Annotated in this window: 15 protein-coding genes; 5 read left to right on the top strand and 10 right to left on the bottom strand. The window is 66.4% G+C overall.

Features of this window, described 5'->3' with window-relative positions; genetic code table 11:
- Positions 1-10 precede the first annotated feature (10 nt).
- From UU9_RS06460 to UU9_RS06485, 6 genes are all read right to left on the bottom strand, one after another.
- Positions 11-3067, bottom strand: a complete 3057-nt coding sequence (locus UU9_RS06460) for an FAD-binding and (Fe-S)-binding domain-containing protein (protein ID WP_007080928.1) — start codon at positions 3065-3067, stop codon at positions 11-13.
- Positions 3068-3086: 19 nt separating this feature from the next.
- Positions 3087-4229: an enolase C-terminal domain-like protein gene (locus UU9_RS06465; protein ID WP_007080929.1), complete on the bottom strand. Its 1143-nt coding sequence runs from the start codon at positions 4227-4229 to the stop codon at positions 3087-3089.
- A complete protein-coding gene (locus tag UU9_RS06470; protein WP_007080930.1) occupies positions 4226-6040 on the bottom strand; it encodes a thiamine pyrophosphate-requiring protein in 1815 nt (604 codons plus the stop codon). Before UU9_RS06470 ends, UU9_RS06465 begins: the two co-directional genes overlap by 4 nt.
- A gap of 378 nt (positions 6041-6418) precedes the next feature.
- Positions 6419-9310 carry a PAS domain S-box protein gene (locus UU9_RS06475; protein ID WP_237710234.1) on the bottom strand — a complete coding sequence of 964 codons (2892 nt, stop codon included), beginning with the start codon at positions 9308-9310 and terminating at the stop codon, positions 6419-6421.
- A gap of 63 nt (positions 9311-9373) precedes the next feature.
- A complete protein-coding gene (locus tag UU9_RS06480) occupies positions 9374-9577 on the bottom strand; it encodes a hypothetical protein (protein ID WP_007080932.1) in 204 nt (67 codons plus the stop codon).
- Positions 9578-9693: 116 nt separating this feature from the next.
- Complete coding sequence (locus tag UU9_RS06485; protein WP_007080933.1) at positions 9694-10176, bottom strand: PA2171 family ribosome-binding persister protein; 483 nt, start codon at positions 10174-10176, stop codon at positions 9694-9696.
- A 263-nt stretch (positions 10177-10439) separates the two neighbouring features.
- On the opposite strand from UU9_RS06485, the gene UU9_RS06490 reads away from it, so the two are divergent.
- Positions 10440-11225, top strand: coding sequence for a ZIP family metal transporter (locus tag UU9_RS06490; RefSeq protein WP_007080934.1), 786 nt, complete (start codon positions 10440-10442; stop codon positions 11223-11225).
- A 58-nt stretch (positions 11226-11283) separates the two neighbouring features.
- On the opposite strand, the gene UU9_RS06495 is transcribed toward UU9_RS06490, so the two are convergent.
- On the bottom strand, positions 11284-12192 hold the full coding sequence (locus UU9_RS06495) for a manganese catalase family protein (RefSeq protein ID WP_007080935.1): 909 nt from the start codon (positions 12190-12192) through the stop codon (positions 11284-11286).
- A gap of 336 nt (positions 12193-12528) precedes the next feature.
- Here UU9_RS06495 and UU9_RS06500 point away from each other — a divergent pair, with 336 nt between their 5' ends.
- The gene (locus UU9_RS06500; RefSeq protein ID WP_007080936.1) at positions 12529-13107 is read left to right on the top strand and encodes a cysteine hydrolase family protein; all 579 of its coding nucleotides are present in this window, start codon (positions 12529-12531) and stop codon (positions 13105-13107) included.
- 4 nt (positions 13108-13111) lie between these two features.
- Here UU9_RS06500 and UU9_RS06505 read toward each other — a convergent pair whose 3' ends face one another.
- Positions 13112-14278 (bottom strand): zinc-dependent alcohol dehydrogenase, encoded by a 1167-nt coding sequence (locus UU9_RS06505; RefSeq protein WP_007080937.1) that lies wholly within the window; start codon positions 14276-14278, stop codon positions 13112-13114.
- Positions 14279-14566: 288 nt separating this feature from the next.
- Here UU9_RS06505 and UU9_RS06510 point away from each other — a divergent pair, with 288 nt between their 5' ends.
- The gene (locus UU9_RS06510; protein ID WP_007080938.1) at positions 14567-15019 is read left to right on the top strand and encodes a PA2169 family four-helix-bundle protein; all 453 of its coding nucleotides are present in this window, start codon (positions 14567-14569) and stop codon (positions 15017-15019) included.
- Positions 15020-15091: 72 nt separating this feature from the next.
- Here UU9_RS06510 and UU9_RS06515 read toward each other — a convergent pair whose 3' ends face one another.
- The gene (locus UU9_RS06515) at positions 15092-15361 is read right to left on the bottom strand and encodes a hypothetical protein (protein WP_007080939.1); all 270 of its coding nucleotides are present in this window, start codon (positions 15359-15361) and stop codon (positions 15092-15094) included.
- Positions 15362-15534: 173 nt separating this feature from the next.
- On the opposite strand from UU9_RS06515, the gene UU9_RS06520 reads away from it, so the two are divergent.
- Together UU9_RS06520 and UU9_RS17490 are read left to right on the top strand one after the other, a co-directional pair.
- Positions 15535-16404, top strand: a complete 870-nt coding sequence (locus UU9_RS06520) for a YihY/virulence factor BrkB family protein (protein WP_007080940.1) — start codon at positions 15535-15537, stop codon at positions 16402-16404.
- 65 nt (positions 16405-16469) lie between these two features.
- Complete coding sequence (locus UU9_RS17490; RefSeq protein WP_007080941.1) at positions 16470-16646, top strand: DUF3606 domain-containing protein; 177 nt, start codon at positions 16470-16472, stop codon at positions 16644-16646.
- 149 nt (positions 16647-16795) lie between these two features.
- On the opposite strand, the gene UU9_RS06525 is transcribed toward UU9_RS17490, so the two are convergent.
- Positions 16796-17590 (bottom strand): autotransporter outer membrane beta-barrel domain-containing protein, encoded by a 795-nt coding sequence (locus UU9_RS06525; protein WP_007080942.1) that lies wholly within the window; start codon positions 17588-17590, stop codon positions 16796-16798.
- Between the last annotated feature and the right edge of the window lie 157 nt (positions 17591-17747).

Consider the following 17747-nt stretch of genomic DNA (forward strand, 5'->3'; position numbering starts at 1 on the left):
TGCTGACCGTTCAACGGCCGTCCGTATCGAGTGGCTGGAATGCCGTACCTTCGTGCTGCCGCAGCGCCATCGCCAGCACCTGCGCCAGGCCCATGGCTTCGCGGCCCGTGCATTGGGCGATCTGCTGGCGACAACTGAAGCCGTTGGTGATGATCAAGGTGTCCGCGCTGGCCGCGCGCACGGCGGGCAGCAGTTGCAGCTCGCCGATGGCGCGCGACACGCCCACATGGCGCGCATCGAAGCCGAACGAGCCGGCCATGCCGCAGCAGCCGGCATCGAGGAATTCTGCGTCCAGTCCCAGCTTGCCGAGCAGGTGCTTTTCCGCATCCGTGCCGATCACCGCGTGATGGTGGCAATGCGCGTGCACCAGCGCCTTGCGTTTTAGCACCGGTGGCGCGTAACCGATCTGGTCCAGGAATTCGCTGAGCAGAAACGTGTTGCGCGACAGCCAGTGGGCGCGCTCGTCGCCGGGGAAAAGGTTGGGCAGCTCGTCGCGGAAGCTGGCCACGCACGACGGCTCCAGCCCCACCACCGGCAGTCCGCTGTCGATGTCCGCGGCCAGCGCCCGCATGCTGTCTTGCAGCTGATGGCGTGCCAGATTCAGCATGCCTTCCGCGTACAGTGGCCGCGCGCAGCACACCGCGGGGCGCGGCACGCGCACGGCGTAACCGATCGATTCAAGCACCGCGACGGCATCTTTCAGCGGCTCGGGATGCAGGTAGTTGTTGAAGGTGTCCGGCCACAACACCACGGCGGGTTTGTCCGCGTCACCGGGTGGGCGCGCGAAGAACCAGTCGCGGAATGTCTCGCTGGCGAAATGCGGCAGGGTGCGTTCCGCCGCGATGCCGCCGATCGCCTTGAACACGCGCGACACGCCCGGTGCGCGCAAGAGGAAATTCGCCAGCCAGGGCACTTTCGAGGCGGCGCGCGCCCACCAGAAGATCAGGCCCATCGCATACGCCGCGCGCGGGCGCAGCCGGTGGCGGTAGTGATGCGACATGAACTCGGCCTTGCAGGTGGCCATGTCCACGTTCACCGGGCAATCGCTCTTGCAGCCCTTGCAGGCCAGGCACAGGTCCAGCGCGTCGCGTACCGGTTCGCTGCGCCAGCCGCCATGCATCGGGTCGCCCTGCAGCATCTCGAACAGCAGATGGGCGCGGCCGCGGGTGGAATACTTCTCCTCGTGGGTGGCGCGATAGCTGGGACACATCACGCCGCCACGCTTGTTGCGGCAGTTGCCCACGCCCACGCAGCGGCGGGTGGCCTGGGCAAAGCTGCTGCCGTCGTCGCGCCAGGCGAACTGGGTTTTCAGTTTGGGCGGCCGGTAGCCGGGGCCAGTGCGCAGGTCGGCGTCCATCGGGTTGGGGGCGACGATCTTGCCGGGGTTCATGCGGCCGTGCGGATCCCATAGCGCCTTGAACTCGCCGAACGCGCGCACCAGTTCATCGCCGAACATCTTGGGCAGGAACGACGCGCGCACCTGGCCATCGCCGTGCTCGCCGGAAAGCGAGCCGCCAAAGCTCAGCACCAGGTCCGATGCCTCGTCCATGAACGCGCGCCATTGCGATACCGCTTCGGGCGTGGACAGGTCGAAGTCGATCCGGCAGTGGATGCAGCCATCGCCGAAATGACCGTACAGCGCGCAGCTGTAGTCATATTTGGCCAGCAACGCGCGGAAGCCGCGCAGGTAGGCGCCCACCTTGTCCGGCGGAATCGCCGCATCCTCCCAGCCCGGATGGCCGTCCGGCTGGCCGGGCACGCGGGCGGTGGCGCCGAGGCCGGACTCGCGGATCAGCCACAGCATCTTCTCCTCGGCCAGGTCATCGAACAGCTTCATGCTGGGCGCGTCGTCCCTGCCCTTCAGCGCGTCCATCACGCGCCGTGCCTTGCTGTCGGCCTCATCCTTGCTGTCGCCGCCGAATTCCACCAGCAGCCAGCCGCCGCCCGGCGGCAGCAGCGCGCGATCCTTCGGATGCATGTCCTTGCGCTTCATGTCGGCAATCAGCGCGTCGTCGATGCCCTCAAGACCGATCGGCCCGAACCCGAGGATCTGCGGTACGTGATCGCCGGCGAGAAACACGTCGCGATAGCCCAGCACCAGCAGCGAGCGCACGGGTGGGCTGGGCACCAGTCGCAACTCGGCCTCAAGGATGGTGACGCAGGTGCCCTCGGTGCCGACCAGCGCACGCGCCACGTTGAAACCGTTTTCCGGCAGCAATTCGTCCAGGTTGTAGCCGGATACGCGACGCGGGATCTTCGGGTAGCGGGCGCGGATCAGGTCGGCGTAACGGTCGCGGATGGCTTTCAGCCCCGCATAGATTTCGCCGCGCCGCCCGCCGCCAAGGATGATCGCCTCCAGCTCGTCGTCGCTGGTCGGGCCGACGTGCATGCGCACACCGTCGCAGGTGACGATGTCCAGCGAATGCACGTTGTCGGCGGTGCGCCCGGCCATCACCGAATGCACGCCGCAGGAATTGTTGCCGACCATGCCGCCGAGCGTGTTGTGCGCGTGGGTGGAGGGGTCGGGGCCGAAGGTGAGGTGGTGTTTTTCCGCCGCATCGCGCAGGTCGTCGAGCACGCAACCGGGCTCCACCCTGGCGCGTTGCGCGTCCACGTCGATCGCCACGATGCGATCCAGGTGACGCGAGAAATCCATCACCACCGCGGTGTTGCAGCACTGCCCGGCCAGGCTGGTGCCGCCGCCGCGCGAAAGTACTGGTGCGTCGTGCGTGGCGCAGATACGCAACACCGCCAGCACGTCGTCCACGTCGTGCGGCATCACTACGCCGATGGGTACCTGGCGGTAGATCGAGCCATCGGTGGCATACAGCGCGCGGCTGCCGTCGTCGAAGCCGACTTCGCCTTTCACATGCTGTCGCAGGTCGTTGGACAGCGCGGCCGCCGCGGCGGTGGAGAACGCACCGTCGCTGCTGTGGCTGTGGTGCACGCGTGGCGGCGGCAACGGCAGGCCTTCGGCCGAGGCGTTGTTGGCACGACGCGAGCCCAGCCGCTGCGTGTCCCCCTGGCGCGGCGGACGCAAGGCAGGGTCGTCTGTGCGCTGGTTCATGCTGGCGCTCGGCCGCGGATCAGTGGACATGACCGGCCCCCTGATCGCTTGCCACGCGATAACGCTGCACGTCGGCCTGCTTCAGTACCAGGCCCAGGCCGGGACGATCCGCATCGACCCGCAGCGCGCCTTCGCGCAGTGTGGGCAGGCCATCGAAGAACATCGCCTCGATGCGGCTGTGGTCGTGGAAGTATTCCAGGTGCAGGACGTTGTCGAGTGCGCTGCATACGTGGGCGTGCAGGGTCGGCGCGCAGTGCGCGGAGACCGGTACGCCAAAGCCCCGCGCCAGCGATGCGGCCTGCAGGAAACCGCTGAAACCGCCGCATCGGGTGCTGTCGATCTGCAGTACATCGACGGCGCCGGCGGCGAGCATGCGGCGGAAGTGCCACGTGTCCCACCCATATTCGCCGGCTGCGATCGCCATGCCATGCGGCGCTTGATCGCGCAACAGCCGCAGCCCTTCCAGATCGTCGGACGACACCGGCTCCGCGAACCAGCACACTTGCTCCCGCGCGTAGGCATCGGCCAACGCCAAGGCTTGCTGGCGCGTGTATGCACCATTGGCATCCACCATCAGATCCACTTCGGGCCCGATGGCTTCGCGTGCGACGTGCACGCGCGCCGGATCGTCTTGCGGCTGGCTGCCGACTTTCATCTTGACGCGCGTGATGCCCTCTTTCGCCCAGCCGGCGAGTTGTTGCTGCAACCGTTCGGTCGTGTAGGAGGTGAAGCCGCCGCTGCCATACACGGGCACCGCGTCGCGCGCCGCGCCCAGCAGGCGCAGCACGGAGGTTTCATGCAGCCGCGCCTTCAGGTCCCACAAGGCGTGGTCGACGGCGGCAATCGCCATCAGGCCGACGCCGGGGCGGCCGATGTTGCGCAAGGCGCGGTTCATTGCGGCCCACGCGGCGGGGATATCATCCGCATCGGCGCCCAGCAGGCAACCGCGCAGCGGGTCGGCGATCAACGCCGCCGCAGCGGGGTGAGCGTAGGTGTAACCCAGCCCGGCCTGGCCGCCCGCGCTCACCTGCGCCAGCACCAGGGTGGTGGCGTCCCAGGCGATGGTGCCGTCCGCTTCCGGCGCGTCGGTGGGGATGCGATAGGCGCTGGCCTCGACGCTGGCGATCCGGCGCCCCGCCGCGATGGGCGGGGTCGCGGTCACGATCCGGCCTTGTCGCTGTCGTCCTTGTCGCCATGCGGCAGGATGCCGGCCAATACCTGCCGCAGGCTCTGCTTGATGATGCCGAGCTCATCCGGGTCATTCTTGGTCAGCGCCGTCATATACGCGCGCGCCTGCTGGAAGCTGATGTGTGGCGGCAGCGGTGGCACGTCGGGGTCGCTGATGAACTCCAGCACCACCGGTCGATCGGCACTGAACGCCTGCTCCCACGCATCGGCGATGTCCTCCGGCTTGTCCACGCGGATGCCCTTGAACCCCAGCATCTCGCCGTAGCGTGCGTACGGAAATTCCTCCACATCCTGGGCGGCCGAGAACTTCGGATCGCCGGCCAGCGCGCGTTGCTCCCAGGTCACCTGGTTCAGATCGTTGTTGTGCAGCACCATCACCACGAAGCAGGGATTGCCCCAGCGCTTCCAGTATTCCTTGACGGTGATCAGCTCGGCGTTGCCGTTCATCTGCATGGCGCCGTCGCCCACGATCGCCAGCACCGGACGATCGGGATAGGCGAATTTGGCGGCGATTGCGTACGGCATGCCGCTGCCCATGGTGGCCAGCTTGCCCGACAGCGACGCCATCATGCCGCGGCGCAGCTTCACGTCGCGGGCGTACCAATTGGTGTGCGAGCCGCAGTCGCCGCAGATGATGACGTTGTCGGGCAGCCGCGGCGACAGCTCCCAGAAGATGCGCTGCGGGTTGATCGGATTGGCCGGCTCCATCGCCTTGGCTTCCAGCGCACGCCACGACTTGCGCACATTCAACTCGATCCGCTCGCGCCAGCCCGGATCGGGTTTAGACTTCAGCAGCGGCAGCAAACGGCGCAACACTTCGCCGCTGTCGCCGATCAGGTTGACCTCGGTGGCGTAGCGCATGGATACGTTGCGCGGCGCGATGTCGATCTGCACCGCGCGTGCCTGGCCATCCTCGGGCAGGAATTCGGAGTACGGAAAGGTGGTGCCGATCATCAGCAGCGTGTCGCAGTCGTTCATCATCTGCCAGCTGGCCTTGGTGCCCAGCAGGCCGATGGAACCGGTGACGTACGGCAGATCGTCGGGCGGCACCGCCTTGCCCAGCAGCGCCTTGGCCACGCCCGCGCCCAGCCGTTCGGCCACCGCGGCCACCTCATCGCCCGCGCCCAGCGCACCCGCGCCGGCCAGGATCGCCACCTTGCGTCCCGCATTGAGCACGTCGGCGGCTGCCTGGATGTCGGCATCGCTGGGCACCGGATGGGCGTTGGCATAGCCGATGCCGGAGTAGACGTCGCCATGCTTGCGCGGCGGGCTTTCCACCGCGGGCAGCTCCTGCAGATCGTTCGGCAGGATCACGCAGGTGACGGTGCGCTCGGCCGCCGCGATGCGCACGGCGCGGTCGATCACGTGACGCACCTGCACGGGCGACACCACGGTTTCCACATAGCCGCAGACGTCCTTGAACAAGGTCTGCAGATCCACCTCCTGCTGGAAATCGCTGCCCAGTGACGAGCGCGTGGCCTGCCCCACGATCGCCACCACCGGCATGTGATCCATTTGCGCGTCGTAGAGCCCGTTGAGCAGGTGGATGGCACCGGGGCCGGAAGTGGCAAAACACACGCCCACCTCGCCGGTGAATTTCGCATGGCCACCGGCCATGAACGCGGCCATTTCCTCGTGCCGTACACGCACGTATTCGAAGCGGTCGGCGGCCCGGCCCATCGCGCCCATCAGGCCGTTGATGCCGTCGCCTGGAAAGCCGAACACGCGCTTGATGCCCCAGTCGGTAAGGCGTTGCAGGATGAAATCGCCGACGGTTTCGCTCATGGCAGGGTCCTCGCGGATGTGCAATGAAGAGGTTGGGATCGGCTGGCACGTGGATCCCGGGAAGTCCGGTGGCCGTCGGCCTGCGTCGCGAACGGACGCGAGGGGAGCGGCAAAAAACAGGCAGCTACCTTCGCGCCGCGGAAGTCATGCGGGGGTGAAGTTTCTGGAAGGCGGGGAATGGGGAATCGGGAATGGGGAATCGGGATTCCCTCAAACCGGTCACCCTGAGCGTAGCCGCGCAGCGGTGGAGTCGAAGGGCGGGATCGCGGGGAGGCTTCGACTTCGCCGCTACGCGGCTACGCTCAGCCCGAACGGTGGAGGGAACGCGGAAGCTGGTGTCTGCCCGGTCGCCGTTTTCCCTCCCCGCGCTCCGCGTCTTCAAACCTTTTCCGCCGCACCTGCCTGCACGCCGCCGCCGATCATGTCGCCGATCCGGCGCGCAAGCAGTTCGACGGTGAACGGCTTGGTGATCAGTTGCATGCCCGGCTCCAGGAAGCCGTCGGGCACTGCGGCCTCTGAGGCGTAGCCGGTCATCAAAAGGACTTTGAGGCCGGGCCGCCGCTGGCGCGCCGCCCCCGCCATCGCGCGACCGTTCATGCCCGGCAAGCCGATATCCGACACCAGCAGGTCGATCGGCTGGCTGGAGTCGATGATCCGCATGGCTGCTTCCGCATCGACGGCTTCGAGCGCCTGGTAGCCGAGCTGGTGCAGTACCTCGACCACCAGCAGGCGAACCATCTCCTCGTCCTCCACCACCAGCACCACCTCGCCACTGCCTTCCGGATGCGTCGCGTCCGCTGCCGGCGCTGACGTGGTGGTCTCGTCGTCGCTCGTGCGCGGCAGGTAGAGGGTGATGCGCGTGCCCTGGTCGATATGACTGTCCAGCTCGCAGTGGCCGTTGGACTGACGCGCGAAACCATAGACCATCGACAAGCCCAGCCCGGTGCCCTTGCCGCTCGGCTTGGTGGTGAAGAACGGATCGAACGCGCGCCCGGCCACGTCCGCCGGCATGCCGGTGCCGGTGTCGGACACCTCGATGCCCACGTACTGGCCGCGGTCACCGACCTGCCAGGTGCGGGCGCGCAGTTGATCGACCTCGACGTTGCGTGTGCGCACGGTGAGCAAGCCGCCGTCGGGCATGGCGTCGCGCGCGTTGATGGCGAGGTTGAGCAGCGCGTTCTCCAGCTGGTTGGGGTCGCACAGCGTGGCCCACAGGTCGGTGGTCAGGTCCAGTTCGATGCGGATGTGCTCGCCCATCGTGCGGCGCAGGAACTCCTCCATCGAGGCGATCAGCGGGTTGGCCTGCACGCGCCGCGGGTCCAGCGGCTGCCGCCGCGAGAAGGCCAGCATGCGGTGGGTCAGCGCGGCGGCCCGGTTGGCCGAGGTCAGCGCGCCGTTGATGAAGCGACCGAGGCGCTCGTCGTCGTTGTCGCGCACGCGCATCTCGACCAGCTCCAGCGCGCCGATGATGCCTTGCAGCAGGTTGTTGAAGTCGTGGGCGATGCCGCTGGTGAGCTGGCCGATGGCGTCCATCTTCTGCGCCTGCCGCAGTTGCGACTCGACCAGGATCTTCTCGCTGAGATCGCGAATGAAGATGTTGAACCAGTCACCGCTGCTGAGCCGCAGCGCACTGATGCGGAACTCCACGGTGAAGGTCCTGCCGTCACGGTGCACGGCCTCGAACTGGTCGTCGGCACCGTGCTGCAGCGTGGTGCCGGTCACCGTGGGCAGTGCCTGCAGGAAGCGTTCGCGATCCTTGGCCGCGATGGCCAGCTCGACGAAGTCGCGGCCCAGCACGTCCAGCCGATCCCAGCCGAACAGGCTTTCGGCGCGCGGGTTCCACTCGGTGATGCGGCCAGCCTCGTCCAGTTGCGCAAAGCCGTCCAGCGCAGTGTCGATCACGCCGCGCGCCTGCTGCTCGCTTTCGATCAGGGCCAGTTCGTGCTCGCGCCGTTCGGTGATGTCGCGGGTGATCTTCACGAAGCCCACCAATCGGCCTTCGTCGATGGTGGTGTGGATCACCACGCTGGCCCAGAAGCGGCTGCCATCCTTGCGCACGCGCCAGCCCTCGACGCCGAAACTGCCGTTGCGCCGGGCTGCCGCAAGCGCGGCCTCCGGGATGCCCTCGTCACGATCTTCCGGCGTGTAGAAGGTCGAGAAATGCCGGCCCATGATCTCCGCCGCGGCATACCCCTTCACGCGCTCGGCGCCTTCGTTCCAGCTGATGATGTGGCCGTCGGGGTCGAGCATGTAGACGGCGTAATCGGTGACATTCTTCACCAGCAGCTCGAAATGGCTTTCGCTGCGGTGCAGTTTCATGAACATCTTTTCCACCGTGTTGGTGCGGTGGACCACGCGCTTTTCCAGCGTGCTGTTCAGATCCTGCAGTGCCTGCTCGATCTTGCGATGCTCGGTGATGTCCACCATCAGGTTGACCGCGCCGACCAGCTGGCCGGCGTCGTCGAACAACGGCGTGGGGTAAGCCTTGAATGCCAGGCGCAGGCCGCCGGGTTGTTCGGTGATCGCCTCTGCGCCGTGCAGCGGCCTCGCCTCGCGCAAGGCCGTGGCCATCGGGCCTTCGCTGTGCGGCATCGGCCGGCCATCGAGGTGGAACAGTTTCCAGCTGATCGACCATGGCTCGCCCAGCTTCGGCGTGCGCCCCACGAAGTGGACGGCGGCATCATTGAAGAACGTGACCCGGCCCTCGGCGTCGGTCATGTAGATCGCCACGGGCAACGCTTGCAGCACGCTGCGCCACAGCTGGTCGCGCTGGCGCGCGGCGTCGCTGAAATCATGGCTATGGCCATCCACCTGATCGGCGTGGGGAATCACGCCGCTTTCGACCGTGGCTTCGACGTCCGCCACCTGGAAACTGTTGACCACGCCCCACAGCGCGCCATCGTCGTTGACCAGGGGAATCACGCTCGCGATGGCGCGGTGCGGTGGGCCATCCGCGGGTTGAACCAGGGTTTCGAAATCACGCAGCGGCTGTTGCTGGCGTCGCACGCGTGCCATCGGGCTCTCGGCGGATGGCGCATCCGGCGGTGCTCCGGTCGACTGCGGTGGAAAGAAGCCCTCCCCCGCGGCGCCATCGCGCATGGCATCGCCCCACAACGCGCGTGCATGCGCATTGCAATCAATGACGGAGCCGGCAAGGTCGCAGACGAAGGCCGCGCCCGGCATTGCCTCCAGCAACGAGTGGCCCAGTTCGCAACGTGACGGCGGTTGCGGGCCGGTGTAATCCCGCGCTGATGCCTGTTTCCCCGTCACGGCTGGTCTCCGAAATCACGATGGCTGGATGATAACCCGCGCCTTGCCGGCCTCGTCCGGGGATCAGGGCGAAGGCGATCCGGCCACGGCGGCGTTGAGCGCCGCCGCCAGCGCGGCATCGCCATTCAGCAGGTCGGACCAGTACAGCTCCAGTCCTTTGCGGCGGCCCTTTTCCACCAGCTTCAACCCCTGCGGGTCGATGGTGAGCGTATATGTCTCGTCACCAACGGCCAGGGACCGCTTCAGCGGCCGATCCAGCGGCGTCACGATCGCGCGCCTTGCATGTGGTTTGATGGGACGCGTTGTGCATTCATGACTTGCTCCGCTTGCCGCAGCCCGACATTCAGGACCGACCCCCCCGGGAGGCACCCTCTTTTGGCCGTCTATGCCGCCGCTTTCGCTTCGCTCTTGAACTGCTTCAGCAACTCGGCCTTGCGCGTTTCCATCTGCTCACCCAGGGCTTTCAGTTCCGCTGCGCTCATCAGCTTCTTCGCGCGCTTGAACATCTCCTTCTCTTCCTCGTCGGCATGGTGTTCGACCAGTTCCTTGAGCACCTTGGCGCGGCCGGAGAATTTCTCGCTGTCCGGAGCCGTACCTTGCAGATCGGGCAACACCAGATCACCGGCGGCGCGGTGCTCCTCCATCGCCTCGAAGTACATCTTGGCATCGTCGGACTTTTCCCCGGCCGCCTTGAACGCGGGATAGAAAATCTCTTCCTCGATGGTGGTGTGCGCCTTCAGCTGCGTGGCGATCTGCGACAGAAGCTCGGCGCGCTTCTTCACCGCGCGTGGCGTGGTCTCGGCCAGTTCGCCCAGCAGTGCGCGAACGGCCTGATGATCCTGGGTGAGCAGTTTGATGGCATCCATAAAGGTGTCCCTGGGGAGTTGGGTGGAGAGCACGAGATTCCCTTACGTCGGATCAAGACAGCGTCAATCGCCATGGCGTCGTGCCCCGGCCTGCGGAGAACAGGCCTACTCGATCACGGCAAGCCGTCGCCTGGTGGTATCCGACGTTCACATTCCAGCGATTCGGCGTGGATCATGCTTGTACGCGTTCCAACGTTTCATAGGGGAATCCGCATGCTTTACCGATTGTTCCTGCCGGCGCCACCGGCGCACGCTGACCGCGCGTGAATCCATTCATCTCACCGCTGCTGGCGGCCTTTCTCGGCGGCTGCGTGGCGGCGGCTGCCACTGCCGTGGGCACCCTGCCGGCGCTGTTCGCGCGCACCATCGCGCAGCGCACGCAGGACACGATGTTCGGTTTCGGTGCCGGCGTGATGCTGGCGGCCAGCGCGTTTTCGCTGGCCCTGCCCGGCATCCACGCGGCGCAAAGCCACGGCGCCGGGCCATGGCATGCGGGCGGCATCGTGGCGGTGTCCATCCTGGTCGGTGCGTCGTTGCTGCTGTTGCTGGACCGGATCGTGCCGCACGAACATTTCATCAAGGGGCCGGAGGGGCTGTCGTCGCAGCGGATCAAGCGCGCGTGGCTGTTCGTGTTCGCCATCTGCCTGCACAACCTGCCCGAGGGCCTGGCCATCGGCGTGGGCTTTGCCGGCACCGACACCGCGCACGGCCTGGCGCTGGCCACCGGCATCGCGATCCAGGACATTCCCGAGGGCCTGGTGGTGGCGGTGGCCTTGATGGCCGCCGGTTATGCGCGCGGTTATTCGGTGATGGTGGGCATGGCGTCGGGCTTGATCGAACCGGTAGGTGCGCTGATAGGCGCCGGCGTGGTGGTCGATTTCCCGCTGCTGCTGCCGGTAGGCCTGGGCTTCGCCGCGGGCGCGATGCTGTTCGTGGTGAGCCACGAAATCATCCCCGAGTCACACCGCCAGGGGCACGAGAACTTCGCCACCGGCGGCCTGATGGTGGGCTTCGTGATGATGATGATGCTGGATACGGCGTTGGGTTGAGTGCGCCGCCGACACGGCAAGGCCGGTATGCAAGCATGCCCCGGCCTTGCCCGGCCCACTACTTCGAGCGGGTCTTTTTGCCGCCCTTCTTGCCGTTTTTCCCGGACCCCAGGTCGACGCCAGTGACCGGGTCGAGGTTGGGGTCGGACTGGGTACGCCGGGCCATCTGGTTGAGCACGGCCTGCTCGTCCTTCGTCAGCGTGACCTCGGGCAAGCCGCTGCCGCCATCCATCGCCAGGAACTTCTCGCGATCGCTGAGGTAATCGAAATTCTCGTCGCTGTTCCACGAACCGCGCATGTCGCCCTCCCCCTGCGAAGTATTCACATAGGTATTGGCGAACTGCGGCATGCCGGGCAATTTGCCCGGCGGGAAGTTCGGCTCGATCGCGTACAACGCCTTCTCGAACGATTTCTGGTGCGACATCTCGCGCGTCATCAGGAAACCCAGCGCCTCCTTCACGCCCGGATCGGCGGTGACGTTAATCAGGCGCTCATAGACGATCTTGGCGCGAGCCTCGGCGGCGATGTTGGAGCGCAGGTCGCAGGTGGGCTCGCCGAGGCTGTCGATGTAGCCCGCGGTCCACAGCTGGCCGCCGGAGTTGGTGAGCGCCGGGCCACCGCCGTACAGCACCTGGGTGACGTGCGAGTCGTTGCCCGCGCCCTGCAGCGAGCGGAACAGCGCCGCCTCTTCCTCGACCGCCTCGGCCAGCTTTCCCTTGGCGCCCTTGTTCAGCATGGCCACGATGGTGCCGATGATTTCCAGGTGGCTCAGCTCCTCGGTGGCGATGTCCAGCAGCATGTCCTTGCGGCCAGCGTCGTCCTCGCCCAGGGCCTGGGTGAAGTAGCGCATCGCGGCGGCCAGTTCGCCTTGCGGGCCGCCGAACTGTTCCAGCATCAGGTTGGCGAGTCCGGGGTTGCACTCGGAAACGCGGACGGAATATTGCAGTCGCTTGTTGTGGGCAAACATGGAGCTCTCCTGTGGCGGGTGGGCCTCGAAGCACATCGCTGCCTGTTCGTCCACGGATGCCGGATGCGTGTTGCCATCGGGTGTCGCGGGTGGGCGCAAGCGATGCCGACGAGGGTCAGGCCGATGGGCCGGCCATGCTGGAAATCCCCGGGGAAACGGTCGGCGAAGCTCGCCGACATCCTTGTCGGATGGATGCATTGGGAGGACGGCCAGACTTGCCCATGGCGCATCAATGCCACGTCAAAAAATGCGTGTTGCGGAAAGTCATGCCACGCGTTCGCGGCGCTTTCATGAGCCGCGGTTCAGCGTAGCGTTCCCCTTGCTGTGGACGTGACGATGCCCGCGTCTCCCGAGCCCCTGAAGATCGACAAGCACACCGCCCTGCTGATCGTGGACATGATCAACGACTTCGATTTCGAGGGCGGCGAGGCCTTGCTCGGCCACACGCGCAAGGTGGTGCCCGCGATCCAGGCGCTGCGCAAGGCCATGACGGCGATGGGTTGCCCGGTGGTGTTCTGCAACGACAACTTCGGCCAGTGGCGATCGGATTTCCGCCAGGTGGTGGAGCACTGCTGCGCCAGCGACGCGCGCGGCGGCGCGGTCTGCCGCGCCGTCAGGCCGGTGGCGGACGATTACTTCGTGCTGAAGCCGCGCCATTCCGCGTTCTATGGCACGCCGATGGAAACCCTGCTGGAGGAGATCGAGGCCACCTGCCTGGTGGTGGTCGGCATCGCGGGCGACGGCTGCGTGCTCAGCACCGCCAGCGACGCGCACATCCGCCAGCACAAGGTGATGGTGCCGCGCGACTGCATGGCCAGCATCACGGACGAGCGCAATCGAAACGCCATCGGTTACCTGTCCGAATCGTTGCGCCTGGATACGCGGCCATCGACGGCGCTGATGGCGTCCGGCTGAGCATTCAGGGCGTCAGCACGATCTTGCGGCAGTCGTCCTCCTTCTCCTCGAACATCTCGTAGCCGCGGGCGGCGTCGGCCAGCTTCATGCGGTGGCTGATGATCACGTCCGGCTGCAGTTCGCCGTCCTCGATGTATTGCAGCAGGCGCGGCAGGTACTTCTGCACATGGGTCTGGCCCATCGCGAAGCTGAGCCCCTTGTCGAACGCGTCGCCGATCATGAACGCGTGCACGAAGCCGGCGTAAACCCCGGGGATGCTGACCACGCCGCCGCGCCGCGTTACCGCGATGCACTGGCGCAGCGCGTGGCCGCTGCTGGTTTCGGCCTTGATCGCGGTGAGCGTGGTTTCCACCGCGCTGCCCTTGGCCTCGAAACCGATGGCGTCGATGCTGGCATCCACGCCGCGGCCCTGGGTGGCCTCCATGATGGTGGTGATGAAGTCGTCGTCCTGGTCGAAATTGACCGGTATCACACCGTAGGTATCGGCGGCGAAGCGCAGGCGGTAATCCACCTGGTCGATCATGTAGATGGTTTCGGCGCCCATCAGCCGCGCGCAGGCGGCGGTCATCATCCCGACCGGGCCGGCACCGAAGATGGCCACGCTGCAACCTGGCTTGATCCTGGCATTCTCCGCAGCCTGGTAGCCGGTGGGCAGAATGTCGGACAGAAACAATACGCGCTCGTCGTCGAGGCTGCCCGGCACCGCAAAGGGGCCCACATTGGCCTTGGGTACGCGCACCAGTTCGCTCTGACCGCCGGGCACCCCGCCGTAGAGATGGCTGTAGCCGAACAGCGCCGCCGGCGGCGTGATGTGCGAGCGCTCCAGCAAGGTGGCGCCGGCCACCGTGTTGGTGGTTTCGCAGCAAGCGTATTGCTCCAGCGCGCAGAAGAAGCATTGGCCGCAGGCGATCACGAACGGGATCACCACGCGATCGCCGCGCTGCACCGCGGTCACCTCGGGGCCGGCGTCCTCCACCACGCCCATGAACTCGTGGCCCAGGATGTCGCCGTCCTTCATCGCGGGAATCTTGCCGCGATACAGGTGCAGGTCCGAGCCGCAGATGGCGGTGGCGGTAACCCGCAGGATGATGTCGTCGGCTTGTTCGATGGCCGGGTCGGGAACGGTTTCGACGCGGACGTCGCGGGCGCCGTGATAGGTCAATGCGCGCATGGCGATTACCTCGATGAAGGTCCGGGAACGGCCCCATGGCGGCGCGATGTCGGCTGGCCTCTCCCGCGGTGGTGTCGCCGCGTGGGGCGGGGCGCGCATCGTGCTGGATGTCGCGTCAGCGCAAGGTCAATGGATAGCGCATGCGGCGCGATCAATGCTGACAGAGGTTGAACGTTGCCTAGCCATCGTCGTCACGCGCGGGCTTGTCTACTGCCGACGGCACGGCGACTCCCCCTCGCCACAACCCGATCGGCGCCCGACGCCGGCACCCAAGGAGAGCACTGAACCATGAACAACGATCACGACATCAAGGTACTGAACAGTCTCGTCGAAACCACCCTGGACAGCGCCGAAGGCTATGCCGAGGCGGCCAAGGACGCCAAGAGCGCGCAGCTCGTGTCGCTGTTCCAGGGACGCGCCAGCGAACGCCGCCGTGCGGCCTCGACGCTGCAGCAATGCGTGCGTTCGCTGGGCGGCGAGCCCGAGGACGACGGCACCGTGCTGGCCTCGGCGCATCGCATGTTCGTGAACCTGCGCACCAGCATCACCACCGCCGACAACACCGCCGTGGTGGACGAGGTGGAACGCGGCGAGGACCACATCAAGCACAAGTTCGACGAAGCGATGAACGACAACGCACTGTCGCCGCCGGCCCTGTCGGCGATCACCGATGTCTATACCTCGGTGCGCAGCGGCCACGACCAGATGCGCGACCTGAAGCAGATGCTGCACGCGGCCTGAGCGCGGCGGCCCGAGCACTCAGGCCGCATCACCGGGCGGGGCCGGCTTTCCGCAGCGGCCCCGTTCCGCGCGTCATTGCTGCGCTTCGTCCTCGCCAGTGATGCCGACGTCGCGGTCGCCCACCTTCCGATAGTTTCCGTCGCCCGTGGGCGTGGTGAATTCGGACGCTTCATCGCGCTGCGCGCCCACGCCGCTTTCACCCACGCGCCGCGTGTCGCCTTGCGGTGCGGTGCCGGTATCGTCCCGGGCCGCATCCGCAGCCTGCGCGGGCGAATCGACGGGGCTGGCTGTGTCGTCCGGCCGCGGATGATCGTCGCGGTTGTGGCGGGAATCCTGGGTCATGGTGCGTGCTCCTCGGTACGGGCCTGCAGTGTCGGCACCGGCAGGTAGGCGGAGCGAGAAATATTCGTGCGCGGCCGCGAAACGTTGCGCGTGCCCTGAGCCGCGGCGAACGTAAAACGCTGCGTTCACCAGCACCATGCGATCCCCATCGCACCCGTCATCGAGGGACGCCCATGCGCGTATCGCAATTCGCCGTAGCCATGCGCAAGGCCATCAGTGGCGTGGGCGACGACGCGCTGCTGACCCGCGCCGCCGCCGTCGCGTTTTATTCGGCGCTGTCGTTTGCGCCGCTGATCGTATTGCTGCTGTGGGTGCTGGCGGCGCTGCGTCCGGAGTGGCAGGGACAGCTCACCGATGGCCTGGCCACGATGCTGGGCGAAAAGGCCGCTGGCGCCATCACGCTGGTGCTGCAAAACGCGGAATCGACGCCGACGCTGGGCAACATCGCCGGCATCGCGGGGCTGGGCATCACGCTGTTCAGCGCCTCGGCGGTGTTTGCGCAACTGCAGGGTGCGCTCAATGCCATCTGGAACATCGAGGCGAAACCGGGAAAGGCCATCACAGCCTGGTTGTGGGCACGGGCACGGGCGATCAGCCTGCTGATCGGCGTGGCGTTCCTGATGATCGTGTCGTTCGTGGTGAGCACGGCGATCGGCATCTTCGTGCCCGCCGATTCACTGGCCTGGACGATCGCCGAGCGGATCATCTCGGTGCTGGTTTTCATCGCCGCGTTCGGCGCGATGTACCGCGTGCTGCCCGATGCGCGGATCGCCTGGGCCGACGCGTGGCGTGGCGCGCTGCTCACGACGGTGCTGTTCATCGCGGGCAAGTGGGCGATCGACCTGTACATCCGGCACGCCAGCGTGGGTGGCGCCTACGGCTCCGCCGGCGCGCTGGTGGTGTTGCTTACCTGGGTGTACTACGCCGCCATTATCGTGCTGATGGGTGCCGAACTCACCCATGGCCTGTCCGTCGCCCGTGGCGAGCCGGTCAAGCCGCAGCCTCAGGCGGAACCCACCGACGATACCCACCCCCCGCGCTGATGGATCGACGACGCGTTCACCCCGGACATGCGACATCTGTCGTGAGCCTCCGGAGGATCGATGCCATGAGCGACGACAAGAACCTGCGCGCACCCGCCGATGCCCAGCGCGTGAACCTGGGCGAGGATTACGAAGTGCGATATTGGACGTCCAAATGGAACACCACGCCCGAGCGCCTGCGCGCTGCCGTCGAGAAGGTGGGCGTGATGGCGGACGATGTGGAGCAGGAGTTGCGGCGGTAGCGAAAAAGCGCCCTCATCCGCCTGCGGCACCTTCTCCCGCGTAGCGGGAGAAGGGTAAGGCAGAGCGTCGCGCGGGAGGCTCGATCCGAGCGTTTCCCTTCCCCCGCTTGCGGGGGAAGGTGCCGCAGGCGGATGAGGGCGCTCCTGCTTCAGAACCGGAAGCGTGCAAACAGCGACGGCCCCGACAGCTTCATGTCGAGGCTGTCGTTGAAGCGTTCCCGGTGCTGATGCAACGAAATCTTGCTGTAGCCGTACTCTGCGCCAAAGCCCACGTGTTGCCAGGGGTACCATTCGACGCCCACCGACGCGTTGTAGATATGGCCGCCCAGACGGCTGCTGTTGCGCTTGACGCCGGACAGGTCCACGTACATGCGCACGTTGTTGTCGAATGCGTGGCGCCAACCCAATTGCAGCATCGGCGCCCACGCCGTCTCGTTGGAGCTGGAGGAGGCCTGCACCACTTCGTCGTTCAGCGATGCTTCGCCGCTGATGCCCGCATGGATGCCGTAATAGGCCGCACCCAGGCCCACGCCGAATACGTCGTTGCCGCTGCCGATCCACCAGCGGTACGCCGCGCTGCCGAAGTTGAAGTTGAGCTTGCCGCGCACGCTGGCCGAGGCGAGGTAGTCGTTGCCGCCGTAGGAGAAATCGTGGGTCATTGATTTGGAGCGCGTTCGATGCGCGTTGTAGTAATCGAACGAGAAACCCTGGTGGTCGCCGATCAGCAGATCCAGTCGTACGCGCGGCGTGGTCCTGTGGGCGTCGAAACCAAGATCGCTTTCCAGATCGACCGCGCCGTAATTGTCGCCGCTCTTGTCGCTGGCGCCGATGACCGTATCCATGTGCGTGTAGTAGCCGCCCACCGACAGGTTGACGCGATCGAGCGCAGGCGACTGTTGGGCGAACGCCGCGGTAGCGAGCAACGCCAGTGGAAGCGGCAGCAAGCGACGGACTCGGCGGTGCGCGCCGGGGGAAATTCCACCATTCATTTTCTTTGAACTCCGGGGGATCGGGGAGGCTCGCAATTTAATCAGCGCGTCGTGTAGGCCTCGTTTATGCCCCTGGCGCGCAGCAAAACATTCCCCATCGATTCATCACGCC

The sequence above is a fragment of the Rhodanobacter fulvus Jip2 genome, from assembly GCF_000264315.1.
GTDB classification, from domain to species: domain Bacteria; phylum Pseudomonadota; class Gammaproteobacteria; order Xanthomonadales; family Rhodanobacteraceae; genus Rhodanobacter; species Rhodanobacter fulvus.